Here is a 1,662-nt window from a genome sequence, read left to right as displayed (position 1 = left end):
AGCCTCGATCCACCGTCGATCTTGGTGGAGTCCGCGAGCGCCTGATCTGATCTTGGTTGGCTGGCGTGGCCGTGGGTGAGCCGCCGGTCTGTCCGGCTCTTCCACTGTCGGTCTCCGTCGGGCCCGGTGGGGCGGTGGTCGGTCAGGCGGCGGTCGGTGGGCCGAGCGTGGCGTCGAAGAGCTGGGTCCAGGCGGTCTGCCAGGGCCATCGCTCGGGCAGGTGCAGCCGCAGCCGCCGCGCGGAGCGGGCGATCCGAGCCGGGACGTTGATCAGCTGGGCGCGGATGGTGCCGGTGGTGGCTCGGGCGTGGAAGGTCGAGGCCAGCGCGCCGGCGGCGCGGGTGAGGTTGAACGCCATCGCGGCGAGGGCCAGCCAGGCGGAGTTCGCGGCGAACGACCCGGACGGCAGGTGGGCCAGCGGCCCGGCCTTGAGGTCGGCGTGGACCTGCTCGATGACCGCGTGCTGCCGGTGGGTGGTCTCGGCGGCCAGCATCGGCTGCGGGGAGTCGGTGAAGACCGCGTGGTGGCGGTAGGCGGCGAACAGCTCGGACTGGCCGGCCGGCACCGAGGCGGGGTTGAGCCGGCGGACCCGGCGGACGATCAGCCGGGCGGTGATGTGGTCGGCCTTGCGGCGGGAGGTGAACGCCGTGAACTCGATCTCGGCGACCTCGGCATCGGAGATCCAGCACTGCTCCTGCTCGTCCCAGACCGCCTGCGGGTAGCGGATCGCCGTCCAGGCGTCCTCGGCGATCGCGGCGATGGCCTTGGTGACCGCGGCGTCCATCCGGGCCGTGATCGAGAACCGGGCTCCACCGCGGCGGGCGGTGGCGATGACGTCGTGGCAGTAGAACGCCGAGTCGCCGCGCACGAGCACCAGCCCGCGGCGATCGGGGCCGCCGGCGCCGCAGGCCCGGGCGGTGCCGAGGGACTCGGTGAGCAGCGTGCCCGCGCCGCGGGCGGACTTGACCGCGCCCTTGCGCAGCCGGGCGGCACCGATCACCGGCGCAGCGATCGGGGTGGAGATCGTGGCGATCAGTGCGTTGAGGCCCTTGATCTTGTTATAGCCGTAGCCGGCGCCCTGCTTGGCGTAGCCGTGGGTCTCGCGCATCGTGTCGTCGAGGTCCAGGAAGGCGACGGAGTCGACGCCGGGCAGCAGCGGCGCGGCCTGCGCCAGCCCGGTCAGGAACGCCGTGGCGATGCTGTCGAGCTGGCGGACGTGGCCGAAGGTGAAGCTGCGCAGGAACGTGCCCAGCGTCGACGGGGCCCGGATGCCGGCGAACAACCGGTCCATGCCGCCGTGGCGCAGCAGGTCCATGTCGGCGATCGAGTCCGCTCCGGCGACCATCCCGGCCACCAGCGCCGGCACCTTGACCTGGGCGTTGACCCCGCCGGTGGCCTTGAGGGTGAGCTTGTCGGCGACCAGATCAGCGAGCCGGCAGGACTGCGCGAGCGCGGCCACCGGGGCCAGCCCGCCGACCGACACGAGATTCGGATCATCGAAGCTCGCGGACGACGCCGACGAGCCGTGAGACAGTCGCATCCAGCGGATGCCCTTCTGCGCGGACGATTTGGGCCTTAGACAAGCCACATCGTTCCTGCTCAGAGGGGCATTCGTGCTTTCCGACGCGCAGTCACACGCCTATCCGACGGTGGATCGAGGCT

Annotated in this window: 1 protein-coding gene; it reads right to left on the bottom strand. The window is 72.0% G+C overall.

Annotation, left to right across the window (positions count from 1 at the left end):
* Positions 1–142 precede the first annotated feature (142 nt).
* The gene (locus D0Z06_RS25010) at positions 143–1,540 is read right to left on the bottom strand and encodes an IS1380 family transposase (RefSeq protein WP_117380246.1); all 1,398 of its coding nucleotides are present in this window, start codon (positions 1,538–1,540) and stop codon (positions 143–145) included.
* Positions 1,541–1,662: the final 122 nt, after the last annotated feature.

Source organism: Geodermatophilus marinus (assembly GCF_003428645.1).
Taxonomy (GTDB): Bacteria; Actinomycetota; Actinomycetes; order Mycobacteriales; family Geodermatophilaceae; genus Geodermatophilus.
Note: the sequence above shows the minus strand (reverse complement) of the source record. Positions and strands in the feature narration are given on the sequence as shown.